The sequence below is a fragment of the Dietzia sp. CH92 genome, assembly GCF_032248695.1.
Classification (GTDB): Bacteria; Actinomycetota; Actinomycetes; order Mycobacteriales; family Mycobacteriaceae; genus Dietzia.
In genome coordinates, this window is record NZ_JAVHXC010000026.1 from 1 (window position 1) to 479 (window position 479).

The window sequence follows — 479 nt, forward strand, 5'->3', positions numbered from 1 at the left end:
GATCCCGCGACGCCGCCGACTCCGAGGGCGGCTCCGCCGACCCCGCCGACGCCGACGCCGACGCCGCTGCGGGTGCCACGGGTGGGCGGGCGCCGGTGTTGCGGCCGAAGGTCACCGTCATCGCCACCGGCCAGACCGGTCGGGATCAGGACGGGGTGCGGGTGGAGTTCACCCGCACCGGTGAGGCCGCCCTGGCCGCCCTGTTGGAGATGCTCGCCACCTGTGACGGCGCCAGCGTCGAGCAGGTGGATCCNTCGGGATCAGGACGGGGTGCGGGTGGAGTTCACCCGCACCGGTGAGGCCGCCCTGGCCGCCCTGTTGGAGATGCTCGCCACCTGTGACGGCGCCAGCGTCGAGCAGGTGGATCCCGCGATCGGGGCCGCCGACCAGCCCGGCGCGGAACTGAAGTATCGGCCCGGTGCGGAGTTGGCGCGCCGAGTCCGGCTGCGCGATGGCACCTGCCGCCATCCCGGGTGCAC

General features: G+C 74.7%; 1 pseudogene. It reads left to right on the forward strand.

Features of this window, described 5'->3' with window-relative positions:
* Positions 1 to 276: 276 nt before the first annotated feature.
* Positions 277 to 479, forward strand: a pseudogene (locus RWK90_RS17300) (HNH endonuclease); the annotation flags it as partial.